The sequence below is a fragment of the Cellulomonas sp. Root137 genome (assembly GCF_001426725.1).
In the GTDB taxonomy this organism is placed as follows: domain Bacteria; phylum Actinomycetota; class Actinomycetes; order Actinomycetales; family Cellulomonadaceae; genus Cellulomonas.
On sequence record NZ_LMFG01000001.1, the window covers coordinates 1,985,804 to 2,003,085 of the forward strand.

The following is a 17,282-nucleotide window of genomic DNA, read 5'->3' on the forward strand; positions in this document are numbered from 1 at the left end:
GCCATGAAGGGACGAGTGCTCGTGGTCGACGACGACACCGCGCTGGCCGAGATGATCGGCATCGTGCTGCGGTCCGAGGGTTTCGACCCGGTGTTCTGCGAGGACGGTGACGAGGCGATCGGGGTGTTCCGCGCCACGCAGCCGGACCTCGTCCTGCTCGACCTCATGCTGCCGGGCAAGGACGGCAACGAGGTCTGCCGGCAGATCCGCGCCGAGTCGGGCGTGCCCATCGTCATGCTCACGGCCAAGAGCGACACGGTCGACGTGGTCCTCGGCCTGGAGTCCGGCGCCGACGACTACATCTCCAAGCCGTTCAAGCCCAAGGAGCTCGTCGCGCGGGTCCGTGCCCGGCTCCGGCGCAGCGACGAGCCCGCGCCCGAGCACCTCACCATCGGCGACGTGACCATCGACGTGCCCGGTCACCGCGTCGCGCGGGCGGGCCGGCCGGTCTCGCTCACCCCGCTCGAGTTCGACCTGCTGGTGGCGCTCGCCCGCAAGCCGTGGCAGGTGTTCACGCGCGAGGTGCTGCTGGAGAAGGTGTGGGGCTACCGGCACGCCGCCGACACCCGGCTCGTGAACGTCCACGTGCAGCGCCTGCGCTCCAAGATCGAGAACGACCCCGAGCAGCCCGAGATCGTCGTCACCGTCCGCGGTGTCGGCTACAAGGCGGGCGTGGCCTCGACGTGAGGTCGTCCGGAGCATCCCGATCGTGCGCGTGAGCGGCGCCTGGCGGCTGCTCCGGGCACGGTCGCGGAGGCGCGTCCGTGCGTGGTCGAGCGTGTGGCGGTCGTCCCTGCAGGTCCGGGTCATCACGTCGACGCTGGCCATCGGTCTGGTGGCCCTCACCCTCGTCGGTGCGTACGTCAGCGCCCGGATGGCCGACGGTCTGTTCCAGGCCCGGCTCGACCAGGTGCTGCAGGAGAGTGCGCGGTCCGCGCAGCAGGCGCAGGCGACGCTCGACTTCTCGACGGCCACGGCGCGCACGGACGTGCAGCGCCTGCTCGGCGACGTGTCCAAGGCCCAACGCACCGGCGGCTCGGACCGACGCGAGGTCTTCCTGCTGCGCGCGCCCGGTCAGGAGGGCAGCAGCCTGGACATCTCGGGCGCGACGACGACGCCGGCGCTCATCCCGCTGGTCAGCCCCGAGCTGCGGCTGGCGACCGCCGGTGGTGGTCAGCAGTGGCAGTCCGTCGCGATCCCGCGCGAGACCGGCGGGGTGTCGCCCGGGGTGCTCGTCGGGCAGGACGTGACCGTGCCGGTCGTCGGCACGTACCAGCTCTTCTTCCTGTACAGCCTCCAGTCGGAGCAGGACCGGCTCGACTTCCTGCAGCGCACCCTCGGCCTCGCGGCAGCCGCGCTCGTCGTCCTGCTGGGCAGCATGACCTGGCTGGTCACCCGGCAGACGGTCCAGCCCGTGCGCCGAGCGGCCCAGGTCGCCGAGCGGCTGGCCGACGGGCACCTGTCCGAGCGGATGCCCGAGAAGGGGGAGGACGAGATGGCCACGCTCGCCCGCTCCTTCAACGAGATGGCGGACAGCCTCCAGGACCAGATCCACCGCATGGAGGAGCTGTCGACGCTCCAGCGCCGGTTCGTCTCGGACGTGTCGCACGAGCTGCGCACCCCGCTGACGACGATCCGGATGGCGGGCGAGGTCATCCACGCGTCCCGCGAGGACTTCGACCCCGCCGCCAAGCGCTCGGCGGAGCTCCTGCAGACCCAGCTCGACCGGTTCGAGGACCTGCTGGCGGACCTGCTGGAGATCAGCCGGTTCGACGCCGGCGCCGCGGTGCTCGACGCGGAGGGCCGCGACGTGCGCGACGTCGTCATCACGGCCGTCGACCACGCGGCGCCGCTCGCCGACCGGCGAGGCGCGTGGCTGCACGTCGTCGTGCCCGAGGAGCGCTGCGTCGCGGACATCGACCCGCGGCGCGTCGAGCGCATCCTGCGCAACCTCCTGGTCAACGCCGTCGAGCACGCGGAGGGGAGCACGGTCGAGGTGACGGTCGGCGCCGACGCGCACGCCGTGGCGATCACCGTGCGCGACCGCGGGGTGGGCATGACCCCCGACGAGGCCGCGCACGTGTTCGACCGGTTCTGGCGGGCCGACCCCGCGCGCGCCCGGACGACGGGCGGCACTGGTCTGGGGCTCGCGATCTCCCTCGAGGACGCCCACCTGCACGGCGGCTGGCTCGAGGCGTGGGGCCGGCCCGGCCGCGGAGCGAGCTTCCGGCTCACGCTGCCACGACGCGCCGGCATCCGGCTCACCGACTCCCCGCTGTCGCTGGCACCGGACGAGTCGCCGATCACCGGGGCGCTGCGGATCCCCGTCGTGCGCCCGAACACCGATCCGGCCGCGCTCCCCGACATGGCCTCCGACCAGGACGACGACCAGGTGTACCTGGACGACGCCGACCGGCAGGAGGTCCGATGACCGCGCGCCCGTTCCACCGCGCCGCCCTCGCGGTCGTCACTCTCGTCGTCCTGGCAGCGTGCTCCGCGATCCCGACCTCCGGACCCGTGAGCGAGGGGGACGCCGAGGTCACGGAGCCCTCCGAGATCGCCGTGCTGGCCCAGGGACCGCAGCCGGGGGACACCCCGACCGAGATCGTCGACGGGTTCCTGGCGGCAGGCGCCGCGGGGTTCACGGACGACTTCGTGACGGCCCGGGAGTATCTCGCGGGGGAGGCGAAGAGCACCTGGAAGCCGTCGGCCGGGGTCGTCGTCTCCGGACCGGTCGAGCCCGCGCCGACGACGACGGACACCGAGGTGACCATCGACGTCCCCGTCCTGGCCCGCGTCGACGAGAACGGTGTCTACGTCGAGGCCCCGCCGGACGCGCGCGAGTCCGTGACGTTCGGGATGGTGCAGGACGACGCCGACCAGTGGCGGATCGCGGCGACGCCGCCCGGCCTGATCCTCCAGCAGGAGGACTTCAGCCGGAGCTATCGGCCGGCCTCGTTGTACTTCCTCTCCCCGGACGAGAAGTTCCTCGTCCCCGAGTCGCGCTGGTTCCCGCAGAAGGGCCTGGGCACGTCGATCGTCAGCGAGCTGCTGGCCGGTCCGTCGCCCTGGCTGCAGGACGCGGTCGTCACGGCGGTGCCCGACGGAGTCGAGCTCAACCCCGAGTCGGTACCGGTGGACGACGAGGGCGTCGCCCAGGTCACCCTGGAGCCCGCTCTGGCCGTGACTCGCGCCGACCGTGACCTCCTGCTCGCGCAGATCGACGCCAGCCTGCGGCCGGTGCCCGGCATCGGCTCGGTCCAGGTGTACGCCGGCGACGTGCCTCTGGAGGGTGCCGCGACGTTGGAGCGCGGGTCCGGCCCGCCGAGCAACGTCGAGTTCCTCCAGGACGACCGCATCGTGGCCCTCGTGGACGGCGAGCCCGAGCCGGTGCCCGGCCTCGGCGCCCTCGACTCGCTCGACCCGCGCAGCCCGGCGAGCAACGAGGACGGGTCGGTGCGGGTGATGCTCTCGGGGCCGAACACGTTGAGCACGGTGCCCACTGCGGACGTGCCCGCGCAGGACCTCCTGACCGGGACGGCTCTCGTCGCCCCCTCCGTCGACAGGTTCGGCTGGGCCTGGACGGCACAGCCGTCGAGCGGCCTGGTCGCTGCGCGCGCGGGCGACGCCCCGGTCCAGGTGAGCGCGGACTGGCTGGAAGGCCGCGCGGTTCGTGCCGTCCGTGTGGCCCGCGACGGGGTCCGGGTCGCGGTCGTCTCCGCCGGGGCGGACGGCGTCCAGCTCGACGTCGCGGCGATCACCCGCGACGAGTCCGGGGGACCGCAGCAGCTGGGGGCCCCGGTCCGCGCCGGCGCCGCCCTCGTCGACGCGTCCTCCGTGGTCTGGGCCGAGGAGTCGACGCTCGCGGTCATCGGACGCTCGACGGGGAACCCCGCCGTGCACCTGGTCCCCGTCGCAGGCCCGACCAGGCCCCTGCCGGCGGTGGCCGAGCTCGCCGGCCTCGCGGGGAGCTCGTCGGTCATCTACGTGACCACGACCGCCGGCGAGCTGCGTCGGTTCGTCGGCTCCACCTGGGCGCAGGTCATCGGTCTGACCGGTGCGGCCGACCCGTCGTTCCCCGGCTGACCGGCCGCCCACAGCCCACCGCCGTCCACCGGCTCCCCTCCTGCGCGGCCGCAGGCGAGCAGGCTGCAGCGATGACGTCCGCCCGTGAGCTGCTCGGCCTCCTGCTGCCCGTCGAGTGCGCCGGCTGCGGGGCCGACGACGTCGCCTGGTGCTCGACGTGCTCCCGGCGGCTCGCGCGACGTCCGTGGCGGTGCGAGGACCGCGCGCCGCGGCTGGACCGGATGGACGGGCACGGTCCGCTGCCGGTATGGACGCTCGCCGACTGCACGGGCGACGTCCGCCGCGCGATCATCGCGTGGAAGGACCGCGGCCGGCTCGATCTCACGCGTCCGTTCGGGCAGGCGCTCGCGCTCGCGGCGACTGCCCTCCCGCCGGACCTCGGCGTCCAGCCCCTGCTCGTGGTCGCCGCCCCCTCGACGGCCGAGGCCCGACGCCGCCGGGGCGGCAACCTCGTCGAGGCGCTCGCCGGCGCGGTGGTCGAGGGCCTCGTCCGGGGCGGGCATCCCGCCGCGTCGGCGCCCGTGCTGGTCCGGTCCCGGGGTCACGACCAGGTCGGCCTCGGCGCTCGCGCGCGCACGCGCAACCTCGTCGGCCACGTGCGGGTGCCGGACCGGCGCGCGGAGCAGGTCGAGGGCAGGCTCGTCCTGCTCGTGGACGACGTGCTCACCACCGGTGCCACGGTCGCCGTGTGCCGGTCGGCGCTCGAGAGTCGCGGAGCCCGGGTGATCGGGGCGGTGACGCTGGCGTCGACGCCCGGTCCGGCGCGTCCGGCGCGCCTCCCGCCAGGCCGGAACCTGTCCACAGGGTGATCCCTTGGCGAGGTGAGTGGTTCGCGGGCGGGCGCGGGGTTAGCGTGGGGGCCTGAGCCGTTGGCACAGCACGGACCGACCCCTCGCCGGGTCGACCGGGCAGGCCGCGGGAGGAGGTGACGCCGCCCGACTGCCCCTGGGGCAGCCCATTGCACTGTCACCCTCGGGCGGGCCTGACCCGCCCCCGACCCTCTCAGGAGGCTCACATGGAGATCGTGGTTGCCGGCCGGCACACCGAGGTGCTCCCGAAGTACAGGGCGCACGTCGAGCAGAAGCTCGCGAAAGTCGAGCAGCTGGCCCCCCGCGCTCAGCGCATCGACGTCGTCGTGTCGCACGAGACGAACCCTCGACAGGCGGGTAGCAGTGAGCGCGTCGAGCTCACCGTCGTCGACCGAGGGCCTGTGATCCGTGCCGAGGCGTGCGCCGACGACAGGTACGCGGCCCTGGACCTGGCTCTCGGGAAGCTTCTCGAGCGGCTGCGGCGGACCCGCGACCGGCGCAAGGACCACCGCAACCACACTCCGATCGCCCCTGTCGACGTCCGCCCGCCCGAGCCCGAGCCGGAGGCGTCCGCGCCGCTCGATCCCGACGCGGCCGTCGAGACGACGCTCGGCGACTCCCCGGTCGTCATCCGCGAGAAGGTCCACCAGGCCCAGCCGATGACGGTCGACGACGCGCTCTACGAGATGGAGCTCGTCGGTCACGACTTCTTCCTGTTCATCGACGCCGAGACCGCGCAGCCGTCCGTCGCCTACCGCAGGCGCGGGTGGAGCTACGGCGTGATCAAGCTCGACGCCGCCGTCGTCGGAACGCCGCTGGCCGCCGTCTCCGGCTGATCTCGTCCCCGACGACGCCCGACCCGTCTCGCACGGGTCGGGCGTCGTCGTGTGGGCGTCGCACGGCAGGATGTCCACGTGATCTCTCCGGGCGCCCCAGAACGCCTCACCCTCTCGCAGGCACGGCGCATCGCGCTGCGCGCCCAGGGCCTGGACCGGCCCCGCCCGGCTCGCGGCACGGCGCCGACCATGCGCCAGTTCCAGCAGGTCGTCGACCGCCTGGGCGTGCTGCAGATCGACTCGGTCAACGTGCTCGCGCGCGCTCACCTCATGCCGACCTTCTCGCGCATCGGCGCGTACGACCCCGCCCTGCTCGACCGCGCGTCGGGCCAGGCTCCTCGCCGGCTCGTCGAGACCTGGGCGCACATGGCCTCGTTCGTGCCACCGGAGACGTACCGGCTCCTCGGCTGGCGGCAGCGCGCCTACCAGAAGGAGGCGTGGGGTGCGATCTCCGAGGTGCCGCTGAAGCACTCGCCGGTGGTGGACGAGGTCCGGGCGATCATCGCCGAGCGCGGACCCGTGACCGCCCGGCAGGTGCAGGAGGACTTCGAGGCCGAGCACCCGACCACCCGGGAGGAGTGGGGGTGGAACTGGACGGTGGCCAAGCGCGTCCTGGAGTTCCTGTTCTTCACCGGCGAGGTGACGTCGGCGGGGCGCAACGGGGCGTTCGAGCGTCGGTACGACCTGACCTCGCGGGTGCTGCCGCCCGACGCCCTCGCCGCCCCTGAGCCGTCCGACGAGGACGCGATCCGCGCCCTGGTGGAGATCTCGGCGCGGGCACACGGGATCGGCACGCTGCGCTGCCTCGCGGACTACTTCCGCATCAAGCAGGACCGGGTGGCGCCGGCGGTGGCGGACCTGGTCGAGCACGGGGTGCTGCACGAGGTCACGGTCGACGGCTGGAACCAGGGCCCCGTCTGGCGGCACCGCGACGCCGACCTGCCCCGCCGCGCGACCGGCGCGGCGCTGCTGAACCCGTTCGACCCGCTCGTGTTCGAGCGCCGCCGCGTCGAGGCCCTGTTCGGCCTGCGGTACCGGATCGAGATCTACGTCCCCGAGCCGCAGCGGGTCTGGGGGTACTACGTGCTGCCGTTCCTGCTCGGTGAGTCGCTGTCGGCTCTCGTGGATCTCAAGGCGGACCGGCAGGCGGGCGTGCTGCGGGTGCACGCGGCCCACCGCACCCCGGGACCGGACACACCCGTCGCGTCGCACACCGCCGACCTGGTCGAACCGCTCGCCGCCGAGCTGCACGAGCTCGCCGGCTGGCTCGGGCTGGACGAGATCGCGGTGGGCGACCGCGGCGGGCTCCTGCGCGGCGACCTCGCGGCTGACCTGGCGCACGCCGTGCGGACCGCATGACGCACGAGACGCGGCCGCGCGACTTCGCCCTGGTCGCGCTCGGCGGGGTGCTCTGGGGGACCGGCGGGCTCGCCGGCGCCGCGCTCGCGGACGCCGCTGGTCTGCCGCCGCTGACCGTGGCCGCCTACCGGCTGCTCGGCGGCGGGGGAGTGCTGCTCCTCGCGCTCGCGGCCACGGGGGCGCTGCGCGGTCTGGCCCGGACCAGACCCGTCGTCGTCCTCGTCGTCGAGACCGCTCTGCTCGCCGCCGTCTACCAGGCGGCCTACTTCGCCGCGGTCCAGCGTGCCGGCGTCGCGGTCGCCACGCTGGTCGCCCTCGGCGCCGCGCCGCTGCTCGTCGCGGTCGGGACTGCGGTGTCGTCCCGCCGGCTCCCGTCCGCGCGCACGCTCGTCGCGCTCGCCCTCGCCCTGGTGGGTCTGGTGCTCCTGGTGGGGCCGTCCGACGCCGCCGGTCCGGGCACGGCGTCCGGCGCCCTGCTCGCCCTGGTGTCGGCGGCGGCGTTCGCCACGATGACCGGCCTGAACCGCCGGAGCGTGCCCGGACTGGGCCCGCTGCCCCTCACGGCGACCGCGTTCACGCTCGGCGGAATCGTGCTCCTCCCGTTCGCGGCGGTGGCCGGATCGGGCCTCGCGACCCCCACCGACCCGCAGGGCTGGGCGTTGCTCGTCTACCTGGCCGTCGTGCCCACCGCGGCCGCCTACAGCGCCTACTTCACGGGGTTACGGCACGTGCCGGCCACGACGGCCGCGCTGCTGGCGCTGCTCGAACCGCTCACGGCCACCGTCGGCGCGGTGGTGCTGCGCGACGAGCGGCTCGGGGTCACCGGTGTGGTGGGTGCCGTGCTGCTGGCCGTTGCGGTGGTCGTTCTTCGCCCGCGCCGCGCAGGCTCGCCTACGATGGACGCGCCCGGCCGTGCGGCCGGCACCTCAGCCGCTCCGACGCCGCGCGCGCCCGGAGCGCGAACACGTCGGGAGTAGTGCGTGCCAGCGATCCTCGAGAAGGTCCTGCGCCTCGGTGAAGGCCGGATCGTCAAGAAGCTGTCGGGCATCGCCCAGCAGGTCAACGCCCTGGAGGACAGCTTCGTCGCGCTGTCCGACGCCGAGCTGCGCGAGGAGACGGACCGTTTCCGCGCCCGTCTGGCGGAGGGCGAGACACTCGACGACCTGCTCGCGGAGGCGTTCGCCACGGTCCGCGAGGCCGCCCGGCGCACGCTGGGTCAGCGCCACTTCGACGTGCAGCTCATGGGTGGCGCCGCACTGCACCTCGGCAACATCGCGGAGATGAAGACCGGTGAGGGCAAGACCCTCGTCGCCACCGCGCCCGCGTACCTGAACGCCCTGTCCGGCGACGGCGTCCACGTCGTCACGGTCAACGACTACCTGGCCAGCTACCAGTCCGACCTCATGGGTCGCGTCTTCCGATTCCTCGGGCTGACCAGCGGGGTCATCCTGTCCAGCCAGGACCCGGCCGAGCGGCGCAGGCAGTACGCGTGCGACATCACCTACGGCACGAACAACGAGTTCGGGTTCGACTACCTGCGCGACAACATGGCGTGGAGCACGGACGAGCTGGTCCAGCGCGGCCACAACTTCGCGATCGTCGACGAGGTCGACTCGATCCTCATCGACGAGGCGCGGACCCCGCTGATCATCTCCGGCCCCGCGTCCGGCGACGCCAACCGCTGGTACGCCGAGTTCGCCAAGGTGGTCCGCCGCCTGCAGGCCGAGCGCGACTACGAGGTGGACGAGAAGAAGCGCACGGTCGGCGTGCTGGAGCCCGGCATCGAGCGCGTCGAGGACTACCTCGGCATCGAGAACCTGTACGAGTCCCTGAACACCCCGCTCATCGGCTTCCTCAACAACGCCATCAAGGCGCAGGAGCTGTTCAAGCGGGACAAGGACTACATCGTGACGAACGGCGAGGTGCTCATCGTCGACGAGCACACCGGCCGCGTCCTGCCGGGCCGCCGCTACAACGAGGGCATGCACCAGGCGATCGAGGCGAAGGAGGGCGTGGCCATCAAGGCCGAGAACCAGACCCTCGCCACGATCACGCTCCAGAACTACTTCCGCCTGTACGGCAAGCTCGCGGGGATGACGGGTACGGCCGAGACCGAGGCCGCGGAGTTCCAGGGCACGTACAAGCTCGGGGTGGTGCCGATCCCGACGAACCGCGACATGCAGCGCCTCGACCAGCGCGACTACGTCTACAAGAGCGAGGACGGCAAGTACGACGCCGTGGTCGCGGACATCGTCGAGCGGCACGCGCAGGGCCAGCCGGTGCTCGTGGGCACCACCAGCGTGGAGAAGAGCGAGCTGCTCTCCGCCAAGCTGAAGAAGCAGGGCGTCCCGCACGAGGTGCTCAACGCGAAGCAGCACGCGCGCGAGGCCTCGATCGTCGCGCAGGCCGGCCGCAAGGGCGCCGTCACGGTGGCCACCAACATGGCCGGCCGTGGCACCGACATCATGCTGGGCGGCAACGCCGAGTTCATGGCCGTCGAGGACCTCGCCGCCCGTGGCCTGGACCCGGCGGAGAACGCCGAGGAGTACGAGGCCGCCTGGCCGTTCGCGCTCGAGAAGGCCAAGGAGTCGGTGGCCGCCGAGCACGACGAGGTCGTCGAGCTGGGCGGGCTGTACGTGCTCGGCACGGAGCGCCACGAGTCGCGCCGCATCGACAACCAGCTGCGCGGTCGTTCCGGCCGCCAGGGCGACCCCGGCGAGTCGCGCTTCTACCTGTCCATGCAGGACGACCTGATGCGCCTGTTCAACTCCTCGCTCGCGGAGTCGATGATGACGCGCGCCGGGTTCCCGGAGGACATGCCGCTCGAGTCGAAGATCGTCACGCGTGGCATCCAGTCGGCGCAGTCGCAGGTCGAGGCGCGCAACTTCGAGATCCGCAAGAACGTCCTCAAGTACGACGACGTCATGTCCCGCCAGCGCGTCGTGATCTACGAGCAGCGCCGCCGGGTGCTGGAGGGCGAGGACCTGCACGACCAGGTCCGGCACTTCCGTTCCGACGTGCTCACCGCCTACATCAACGGCGCCACGACCGAGGGTCGTCCGGAGGCGTGGGACCTCGACGCGCTGTGGACGGCGCTCAAGGCCGTGTACCCCGTCTCGATCACTCCGGACGAGGTCGTCGAGCAGGCGGGCGGCCCCACGCGGCTGTCGGCCGAGCTGATCGAGCGGGAGATCCTCTCGGACGCCGAGCACGCCTACGCCGAGCGCGAGGAGCAGATCGGTTCGGAGAACATGCGGCAGCTGGAGCGGCGGGTCACCCTGTCGGTCCTCGACCGCAAGTGGCGCGAGCACCTCTACGAGATGGACTACCTCAAGGAGGGCATCGGCCTGCGCGCGATGGCCCAGCGCGACCCGCTCGTGGAGTACCAGCGCGAGGGCTTCCAGCTGTTCAACGCGATGACGGACGCCATCAAGGAGGAGACGGTCGGGTACCTGTACAACCTGGAGGTCCAGGTGGCAGCACCCGACGCTCCGGCCGTGACGGCCGACTCCGCCGTCGCCGCGGCGGCCAGCGCGGGCGCGCAGGCGGCTGCGGCTCGATCGGTGTCCGACGGTCCGACGCCCGGCAAGCTCGTGGCGAAGGGCATCGACGGCCCGGAGCGGACACCGCTGCAGTACACGGCCCCGTCGGTCGACGGTGACGGCGGTGTGATCACCCGCGGGGACTCCGGCGGCAAGAGCGCCGGCACCCGCCCCGCGGCCGCCTCGGCGGAGGAGGGCGCTGCGAACCGCGAGGCACGTCGCAAGGCCGCCAAGCAGCAGCGCAAGCGCTGACACGACGGAAGCCCGCCCCGTGCTCGGGGCGGGCTTCCGTGCGTCCGGCGCTCACCCGATCTCGAGCGCGGTCACCCGCCACGAGCCCCGATGGCCTTCGAGCCGGAGGGCGACGGCCCGCACGCGCGAGCCGTGGTCGGCCACGATGGTCGCTTCCATCGCGTGCGGCCCGACCCGGCACGACCGGGCACGGCGGATCGTCGGCGGGCGGACCACCCGGTCGGTGCCCAGCACCCGCTGCGTCAGACCGGCCCGGACCTGGAGCGTCTCGTAGACCCCCGGCGTGAGCCAGCGCGCGAGCTGCGCCACCGACCGACCGCCGGTCAGCACCTCCAGGGCTGCGAGCGCGATCGCGCGGGCGACCAACGCCGGGTCGCCCTCGGGGGCGGGACCGGGCTCGTCGTCAGCGTCGGCGACGAACGAACGATCGCTGGCCCGCAGGACCGCGATGCGGGCGGTCGCCGTCAGGGGCACCGGGTGCGCGCGCCCGGGAGCGACCTCGACGAGCGGAGGGACGGGTGCGGGCACCAGCCGTGCCCGGGGGTGCCAGGGTCGCGCGTCGGCGGGTGCGGAGCCCGGTTCCGTGGCGGCGTCGCGCACGCGCGCGAACGCGTCCTCGGCGGCGGTGCCGTCGCGGATCAGCACGAGCGCGGTCACCAGGCCACCTCGCCGACCTGTGCGGGTGTGGTGAGGACCTGGCCCTGCCGGATCAGGTCGGGATCCGCGCCGATCACCTCCGCGTTGGCGTCGTACCACCGGGGCCAGGCCGCGGCGATCTCCGCGTCGGTGGCGCCCGACGGCAGGTGACGTGCAGCGATCGTCCAGAGACTGTCCCCGGCGACGACCACGACCGACTCGGGGTTTGCAGCGGTCTCCGCGGCGGCCGGCGTGGCCGCCGGCTCCTGGCTGGTCACCGCCGCGGATGCCACGTCGACCTCCGGCACGGGAGTCGGCGCGTGAGGCTCGGCCGACGGAACGGTCACCGCCCACCCGAGGTCGGGGAGCGCGGCGGCATCAGCGGTGACTGAGATCGTCGGCGACGGATCTGGAGCGACGGCCGTCGCACCTGAGGCCATCCCGAGGCCGATCCCCGCACCGACGGCGAGCACCAGAGCCCTGCGGACGACCTGCGGGGCGAACCGGTGCACGAGGCGCTCACCGGTCCGCCAGGTTGTCCCGGCCGCCCTGACCAGCAGGCACATCGCCGCCACGAGCCCGGAACCCGCGAGCCACGCGGCGACGAGCAGCCCGACGGAGGTCACCCCGACCTCCACGGCCGCGTCCACCCTCCACGGACCCGTCTGGCCGGCGAGCAGCGTGTGCACCCGACGAGTGAGCGACAGGCACAGCGCGCCCGCTGCCAGCGCTCCGACGAGCAGAGCACCGATGGTCATGGCGGCCCCGCCGCGGCCTGCCCGGCCGCCGTCCTGTGCTGTGACGTCGCTCGCCATGTTCGCCCCTGATCTAGTCGTTTGATGTTGTTTGATGCTGCTTGAGTGCCATAGATGTACCTGAATGTCCGATCTGATGTCCAGCCGGGGTCCGCGATGCGGGATCGACATCGCGGGAGGGTGGTCGGGCCGGCGGCGGCGCATCGACCCCCTACGGTGCTCACATGCGGTGGGAGGCGCTCTTCGCGGACATGGAGGCCCAGCTGGCAGCGGGCCGGCTGGCGGACGTGCGCGCGGACGTCGCGGAGCTGGCGCGCGCCGAGCGAGCCTCGGTGACGCTGGCCGCTCGGGCGCGTGCGTCGGTCGGTCGCCAGGTGCGGGTGCTCGTCGCGGGCGGAGACGCGGTCACGGGGGAGCTGGTCGATGCGGCGCCCGAGTGGCTGCTGCTGGCCATGCCGGCGTCCGGCCGCGCGCTGGTGCCGACGGCGGCGGTGGCGGGCGTCGACGGGCTCGTCGGGCACGCGGCCCCGGCACCGGGCGCCGTCGAGTCACGCCTCGGGCTCTCTCATGCCCTGCGGGCCCTGGCGCGCGACCGCGCGGTGGTCCGGGTCGACGTCGGCGGGACCGAGCTGGTCGGCCGTGTGGATCGCGTCGGTGCCGACCACCTGGACCTCAGCGACGTCGGTGACGCGACGGGGCGTGGGTCGTGGGCCGTGGCGTTCGCAGGGGTGCGGGTCGTGCGGTCGCGTTGACGTCTCAGTCGGACGTGGGGCCGTCGGCCGTGCTGCCGTCGCTCGAGATCCGGGCGCGGGTCTGCTCGTACATGCGCTGGATGTACTTCTCGAGCTCGGTGGACTCCACCCGCCACTGCAGCCGGCCGCCGATCTGGATGGCGGGCAGCTCCCCGGAGCGGACGAGTGCGTAGGCCTGCGGCGCCGAGATGTTCAGCACCTCGGTGACGTCCGCGAGGGTGAGGAACCGCGAAGGCATGACCGCAGTGTGGCACGCGCTGGCGCCCGGACCGGTTTGTCCACAATGCTCCGTTCGCACCGCCCGGGAGACGGCAGGATGGCCGTCCGGGGCGGCGCGACGAACGGGAGAGCCGATGGACACCAGCGTGATCGACCTGCCTGCGCCCGTGGCGACGCGGCTGCGACGCCCCGGCTGGCGTGACCCTCGGCTGCTGGCGGGTGTCGCCATGGTGGCGGCGTCGGTGCTGCTGGGGTCGTGGGCGGTCCGCACGGCGCAGGCGACGGTGCCGGTCTACATGACGCGTGCCGCCCTGGTGCCGGGCGACCGGGTGTCCGCGGACGAGCTCGCGGTCGTCGACGTGCGGCTGGGCACGGTGAACCTCGACCACTACCTGCGTGCCGACGAGGCGATCGCGCGCGACGTCGTGGCCGTACGGGCGGTCGGGCGCGGCGAGCTGGTCCCCGCGTCGGCCGTCGGCTCGGCCGCGGACCTCGATCTGCGGCCGGTCTCGGTGACCCTCGAGCGCGCCCCGTCGCAGGACGTGGTGCCGGGCGCCCTTGTCGACCTCTGGTTCACACCCCCCGCCCCGGACGACGACACCGCACCGGACCAGCCGCGCGAGCTGGCCGGCGGCCTCACGGTGGCCGAGGTCAGCACCCCGTCGGGAGCGTTCCGCGCCTCCGGGGGGAGCGCGGTCCAGGTGCTGGTCCCGAGCGCACTGCTGCCGGCGGTGCTCACCGCGCTCGCGGCCGAGGGCACCGTCGACGTCGTGCCGGTCCTCGGCTCGGGCGGCTGACGTGGCCGTCGGGGTGCTGTGCGCCGTGCAGGGCGCGGCGGAGGCGATCATCGTGCAGGCCGTCGAGCAGACCGGGGGTCGCCTGAGCGTGACGCGGCGGTGCGCGGACCTGACGGAGCTGCTCGCCGCGGCGGAGGCCGGTCTCGGTCGGCTGGCGGTCGTGTCGGGCGACCTCGACCTCCTCGACCGGGAGGCGATCGAGCTCCTGCACCGGGCCGGTGTGCGCGTGGTCGGCATCGGTGACGCGGCGCGCCCGTGGCTCGGCGAGCGGCTGGCGGCCCTGGGCGCGGACCTCGTCGCGGCCGCCCCGCACGACGAGGCGTCCGCGAGCGAGGTGGTCCGTGACGCGCTGGTCGTCCTCGGTGCCGCGCCCGACAACGGGCGCGATCCGTCGTGGCCCGACGAGGAGACGATCCGCCGCCCGGCGCGCGGGCTGGTCGCTGCTGTGTGGGGGCCGACGGGGGCGCCGGGACGGACCACGGTCGCCGTGAACGTGGCCGCGGAGCTGGCCGCCGCCGGGCGACGCACGCTGCTCGTGGACGGAGACACGTACGGCGGCTGCGTCGCGCAGGTGGTCGGCATGCTGGACGAGGCGCCGGGCCTCGCCGCGGCGGCTCGCGCGGCCGGCCAGGGGACCCTCGACCTGATGACGTTGGCCAGGATCACCCCGACGATCGCCCCGGACCTGCGGGTGCTGTCGGGGATCTCCCGGGCGGACCGCTGGCCGGAGCTGCCGTCGTCCTCGCTCGACGCGGTCTGGACGGTCGCCCGGGGGCTCGCCGAGTGGACCGTGATCGACTGCGGCTTCTGCCTCGAGCAGGACGAAGTGCTCAGCTACGACACGCGCGCCCCGCGGCGGAACGCCGCCACGCTCAGCGCGCTCGAGGCGGCGGACGTGGTGCTGGTGGTCGGCGCGGGGGACCCGGTGGGGATCCAGCGGCTGGTCCGGGGCCTGGGGGAGCTCACGGACCTGGGCCTCGGCAGCACGCGGATGGTGCTGGTCAACCGCGTGCGCGCGTCGGTGGCCGGTCCGCAGCCCGGTGACGCCGTCGGACAGGCCCTCGCGCGGTACGCCGGGGTGCCGGACGCGTACCTGGTGCCCGACGACGGGCCGGCGCTGGACACCGCGCTCCTCGAGGCGCAGACGCTCCGCGAGGCCGCGCCCGGATCGCCTGCCCGACGCGCGCTCGCGGGGATCGCGGCCCACCTGGACTCGCTCCTGGTCGCCGCCCCCTCGGCGGAGCCTGCGGTCGCCGTGCGCGCCTGACGCTCGCGCGGCGGCCGCGCGCGGCACACTGGCGGGGTGCGCATCTACCTCCCGGCCTCGCTCGACCAGCTCGATCCCGCGGTGGGACCGCTCGCGGCCCGTCGCGCCCACGCGGTGACCCCGGCCTTGCGGGCGATGTTCCCCGACGAGGACGACGAGGGCCTCGAGTACGCGGCGCAGCTGGCGGCCGCGGACGACTCGCTCGAGCTCCTGGGCGGGACGCCGGGTGCGCCGCAGCTGCGGCTGGTGGTCTCGGTCGACGTGCCCGACGGCGCGGTCCTCGCGGTGGCTGACGGCGACGACGTGCCCAGCGCTGTCGACCTCACGCGCGAGGTGCCGCAGTCCGACGTGATCTGCGTGCACGTCGACGAGCCGGGCGCGGCGCCCGACGTCGTGCTGGCCGCGGCCGGTGACGAGGCCGCCGTCGACCGCCTCGACGAGCGCGACCTCCTCTGGTACGACGCGTCGGAGCTCGCTGCCATCCCGCGCTGAGCTGGATGGCCGTGTGCTTCGTCACGTGGCGCGGTGCCAGTTGGACCCGGCCCCGACGCTCGGGTAGTGTTCACCGCCGGTACGACGTCCGGATGCGCGTTGGTCTGCCCCGCCAGGCAACCCTCGAGCTCCGGGCGTTATACCCCCATGGGGTATGGTGTAATTGGCAGCACGACTGATTCTGGTTCAGTTAGTCTAGGTTCGAGTCCTGGTACCCCAGCGCGAGCACCGCTGGTCCGGACCTCCTCGGAGGATCGGGTAGAGTGTTCACTCGCAAGCGAGGCCCTCGGGTTTCGCAGCGTATAGGCCCCCGTTGTGTAGCGGCCTAGCACGCCGCCCTCTCACGGCGGTAGCGCCGGTTCGAATCCGGTCGGGGGTACGTCGAGAAGGGCCCGGTCACCACGGTGACCGGGCCCTTCTGCGTGCGCGCCGTCAGTGCTGGCCGGGGGGCCCGTGCGAGGACGTGGGCAGGATGGTGACGACGCCCCAGCCGATGACCGCAGCGATCGCGCCCACCAGCACGCCGGTGAACAGCGCGTCGCCGACGCCACCGCCGCCCAGGAGCGCGAGCGCTGCCCCGACGAGAAGGCCGACGACGAACGCGACGAGCGCGACCCGGCGGCGCAGGCGGCGTCGGGACGCTGCTGCACCGCGGACAGCCATCAGTCCGCCGTTCGGCGCAGGACCTCGGTCAGCCGGTTGGCCGCCGAGACGACCGCGGCGGCGTGCAGCCGGCCCGGCTGCCGGGAGAGGCGCTCGAGCGGCCCGGAGACCGACACGGCGGCCACGATCCGACCGGACGGCCCACGCACGGGGGCCGACACCGACGCGACGCCGACCTCGCGCTCCGACACCGACTGGGCCCAGCCGCGGCGGCGGACGCCGGAGAGGATCGTGGCGGTGAACTTGGCGCCCTGCAGCCCGCGGTGCAGCCGGTCCGGCTCCTCCCACGCGAGCAGGATCTGCGCGGCGGAGCCCGCGTGCATGGTCAGGGTCGCGCCCACCGGGATCGAGTCGCGCAGGCCGATCGGACGCTCGGCCGCGGCGACACAGATGCGCTGGTCACCCTGCCGCCGGTAGAGCTGCGCGCTCTCACCGGTGTGGTCGCGCAGCGCGGCCAGCACCGGTCCGGCCGCGGCGAGCAGCCGGTCCTCGCCGGCCGCCGTCGCCAGCTCCGAGAGGCGGGGTCCGAGCACGAACCGGCCCTGCATGTCGCGTGCCACCAGACGGTGGTGCTCGAGCGCCACCGCCAGCCGGTGGGCCGTCGGGCGAGCAAGATGGGTGGCGGTGACGAGCTGTGCGAGGGTGGCCGGGCCGGCCTCGAGCGCGCTGAGAACGGACGCGGCCTTGTCCAGCACGCCGACTCCGCTAGAGTTGTCCATAGGTCGATATTGGCGTCTCGAAGGCTGAGATGCAAGTACGACGGCAGGCGAGCCGGGAAAACCACACTCCCGGACGAGAGAACGAACGAGAGAACGGA

General features: G+C 73.8%; 17 protein-coding genes and 2 tRNA genes. 14 read left to right on the top strand and 5 right to left on the bottom strand.

The genetic code is table 11. The features are described 5' to 3' along the window. The first annotated feature begins 3 nt into the window (after positions 1-3). From mtrA to secA, 8 genes are all read left to right on the top strand, one after another. Entirely contained in the window at positions 4-687 is a 684-nt protein-coding gene (gene mtrA / locus ASD18_RS09445; RefSeq protein WP_055912929.1) for an MtrAB system response regulator MtrA, read from the top strand. Between the two features lie 22 nt (positions 688-709). Continuing rightward, positions 710-2,431 carry an MtrAB system histidine kinase MtrB gene (gene mtrB, locus ASD18_RS09450; RefSeq protein WP_369817262.1) on the top strand — a complete coding sequence of 574 codons (1,722 nt, stop codon included), beginning with the start codon at positions 710-712 and terminating at the stop codon, positions 2,429-2,431. Continuing rightward, positions 2,428-4,086 (top strand): LpqB family beta-propeller domain-containing protein, encoded by a 1,659-nt coding sequence (locus tag ASD18_RS09455; protein ID WP_056089793.1) that lies wholly within the window; start codon positions 2,428-2,430, stop codon positions 4,084-4,086. The genes mtrB and ASD18_RS09455 overlap by 4 nt, the downstream gene beginning before the upstream one ends. 71 nt (positions 4,087-4,157) lie before the next feature. After that, positions 4,158-4,895 carry a ComF family protein gene (locus ASD18_RS09460; protein ID WP_056089796.1) on the top strand — a complete coding sequence of 246 codons (738 nt, stop codon included), beginning with the start codon at positions 4,158-4,160 and terminating at the stop codon, positions 4,893-4,895. A 206-nt stretch (positions 4,896-5,101) separates the two neighbouring features. Further along, positions 5,102-5,731, top strand: a complete 630-nt coding sequence (hpf, locus tag ASD18_RS09465) for a ribosome hibernation-promoting factor, HPF/YfiA family (RefSeq protein WP_056089799.1) — start codon at positions 5,102-5,104, stop codon at positions 5,729-5,731. A gap of 78 nt (positions 5,732-5,809) precedes the next feature. Next, positions 5,810-7,090: a winged helix-turn-helix domain-containing protein gene (locus ASD18_RS09470; RefSeq protein ID WP_056089802.1), complete on the top strand. Its 1,281-nt coding sequence runs from the start codon at positions 5,810-5,812 to the stop codon at positions 7,088-7,090. Continuing rightward, a complete protein-coding gene (locus tag ASD18_RS09475; RefSeq protein WP_056089805.1) occupies positions 7,087-8,067 on the top strand; it encodes a DMT family transporter in 981 nt (326 codons plus the stop codon). Before ASD18_RS09470 ends, ASD18_RS09475 begins: the two co-directional genes overlap by 4 nt. A 3-nt stretch (positions 8,068-8,070) precedes the next feature. Further along, complete coding sequence (gene secA, locus ASD18_RS09480) at positions 8,071-10,884, top strand: preprotein translocase subunit SecA (protein WP_056089808.1); 2,814 nt, start codon at positions 8,071-8,073, stop codon at positions 10,882-10,884. A 51-nt stretch (positions 10,885-10,935) separates the two neighbouring features. Here secA and ASD18_RS09485 read toward each other — a convergent pair whose 3' ends face one another. Further along, positions 10,936-11,541: an Rv3235 family protein gene (locus ASD18_RS09485; protein ID WP_056089811.1), complete on the bottom strand. Its 606-nt coding sequence runs from the start codon at positions 11,539-11,541 to the stop codon at positions 10,936-10,938. Beyond that, entirely contained in the window at positions 11,538-12,335 is a 798-nt protein-coding gene (locus ASD18_RS09490) for a LysM peptidoglycan-binding domain-containing protein (protein ID WP_056089814.1), read from the bottom strand. The genes ASD18_RS09485 and ASD18_RS09490 overlap by 4 nt, the downstream gene beginning before the upstream one ends. A gap of 164 nt (positions 12,336-12,499) precedes the next feature. On the opposite strand from ASD18_RS09490, the gene ASD18_RS09495 reads away from it, so the two are divergent. Next, positions 12,500-13,027 carry a hypothetical protein gene (locus ASD18_RS09495; RefSeq protein ID WP_056089818.1) on the top strand — a complete coding sequence of 176 codons (528 nt, stop codon included), beginning with the start codon at positions 12,500-12,502 and terminating at the stop codon, positions 13,025-13,027. A gap of 4 nt (positions 13,028-13,031) precedes the next feature. Here ASD18_RS09495 and ASD18_RS09500 read toward each other — a convergent pair whose 3' ends face one another. Beyond that, positions 13,032-13,265, bottom strand: coding sequence for a helix-turn-helix domain-containing protein (locus ASD18_RS09500; protein ID WP_056089822.1), 234 nt, complete (start codon positions 13,263-13,265; stop codon positions 13,032-13,034). A gap of 115 nt (positions 13,266-13,380) precedes the next feature. On the opposite strand from ASD18_RS09500, the gene ASD18_RS09505 reads away from it, so the two are divergent. The 5 genes from ASD18_RS09505 (at position 13,381) to ASD18_RS09525 (ending at position 16,181) form a co-directional block, all read left to right on the top strand. Further along, positions 13,381-14,043, top strand: coding sequence for a hypothetical protein (locus ASD18_RS09505; protein WP_056089824.1), 663 nt, complete (start codon positions 13,381-13,383; stop codon positions 14,041-14,043). Position 14,044: 1 nt separating this feature from the next. Continuing rightward, positions 14,045-15,310, top strand: coding sequence for a hypothetical protein (locus ASD18_RS09510; protein WP_056089827.1), 1,266 nt, complete (start codon positions 14,045-14,047; stop codon positions 15,308-15,310). A 36-nt stretch (positions 15,311-15,346) separates the two neighbouring features. Beyond that, entirely contained in the window at positions 15,347-15,802 is a 456-nt protein-coding gene (locus ASD18_RS09515; RefSeq protein WP_056089830.1) for a hypothetical protein, read from the top strand. 148 nt (positions 15,803-15,950) lie between these two features. Then, positions 15,951-16,022, top strand: a tRNA-Gln gene (locus tag ASD18_RS09520). Positions 16,023-16,108: 86 nt separating this feature from the next. After that, positions 16,109-16,181 (top strand) — tRNA-Glu (locus ASD18_RS09525). 53 nt (positions 16,182-16,234) lie between these two features. On the opposite strand, the gene ASD18_RS09530 is transcribed toward ASD18_RS09525, so the two are convergent. Both ASD18_RS09530 and ASD18_RS09535 read right to left on the bottom strand, forming a co-directional pair. Next, positions 16,235-16,465, bottom strand: coding sequence for a hypothetical protein (locus ASD18_RS09530; protein WP_056089834.1), 231 nt, complete (start codon positions 16,463-16,465; stop codon positions 16,235-16,237). Then, on the bottom strand, positions 16,465-17,184 hold the full coding sequence (locus tag ASD18_RS09535) for an IclR family transcriptional regulator (protein ID WP_028046824.1): 720 nt from the start codon (positions 17,182-17,184) through the stop codon (positions 16,465-16,467). The genes ASD18_RS09530 and ASD18_RS09535 overlap by 1 nt, the downstream gene beginning before the upstream one ends. Positions 17,185-17,282: the final 98 nt, after the last annotated feature.

Coding starts and splice junctions, on each gene's coding strand:
- mtrA (WP_055912929.1), top strand. CDS start 4: ATGAAGGGACGAGTGCTCGTGGTCGACGACGACACCGCGCTGGCCGAG.
- ASD18_RS09455 (WP_056089793.1), top strand. CDS start 2,428: ATGACCGCGCGCCCGTTCCACCGCGCCGCCCTCGCGGTCGTCACTCTC.
- ASD18_RS09460 (WP_056089796.1), top strand. CDS start 4,158: ATGACGTCCGCCCGTGAGCTGCTCGGCCTCCTGCTGCCCGTCGAGTGC.
- hpf (WP_056089799.1), top strand. CDS start 5,102: ATGGAGATCGTGGTTGCCGGCCGGCACACCGAGGTGCTCCCGAAGTAC.
- ASD18_RS09475 (WP_056089805.1), top strand. CDS start 7,087: ATGACGCACGAGACGCGGCCGCGCGACTTCGCCCTGGTCGCGCTCGGC.
- ASD18_RS09490 (WP_056089814.1), bottom strand. CDS start 12,335: ATGGCGAGCGACGTCACAGCACAGGACGGCGGCCGGGCAGGCCGCGGC.
- ASD18_RS09495 (WP_056089818.1), top strand. CDS start 12,500: ATGCGGTGGGAGGCGCTCTTCGCGGACATGGAGGCCCAGCTGGCAGCG.
- ASD18_RS09500 (WP_056089822.1), bottom strand. CDS start 13,265: ATGCCTTCGCGGTTCCTCACCCTCGCGGACGTCACCGAGGTGCTGAAC.
- ASD18_RS09505 (WP_056089824.1), top strand. CDS start 13,381: ATGGACACCAGCGTGATCGACCTGCCTGCGCCCGTGGCGACGCGGCTG.
- ASD18_RS09530 (WP_056089834.1), bottom strand. CDS start 16,465: ATGGCTGTCCGCGGTGCAGCAGCGTCCCGACGCCGCCTGCGCCGCCGG.
- ASD18_RS09535 (WP_028046824.1), bottom strand. CDS start 17,184: ATGGACAACTCTAGCGGAGTCGGCGTGCTGGACAAGGCCGCGTCCGTT.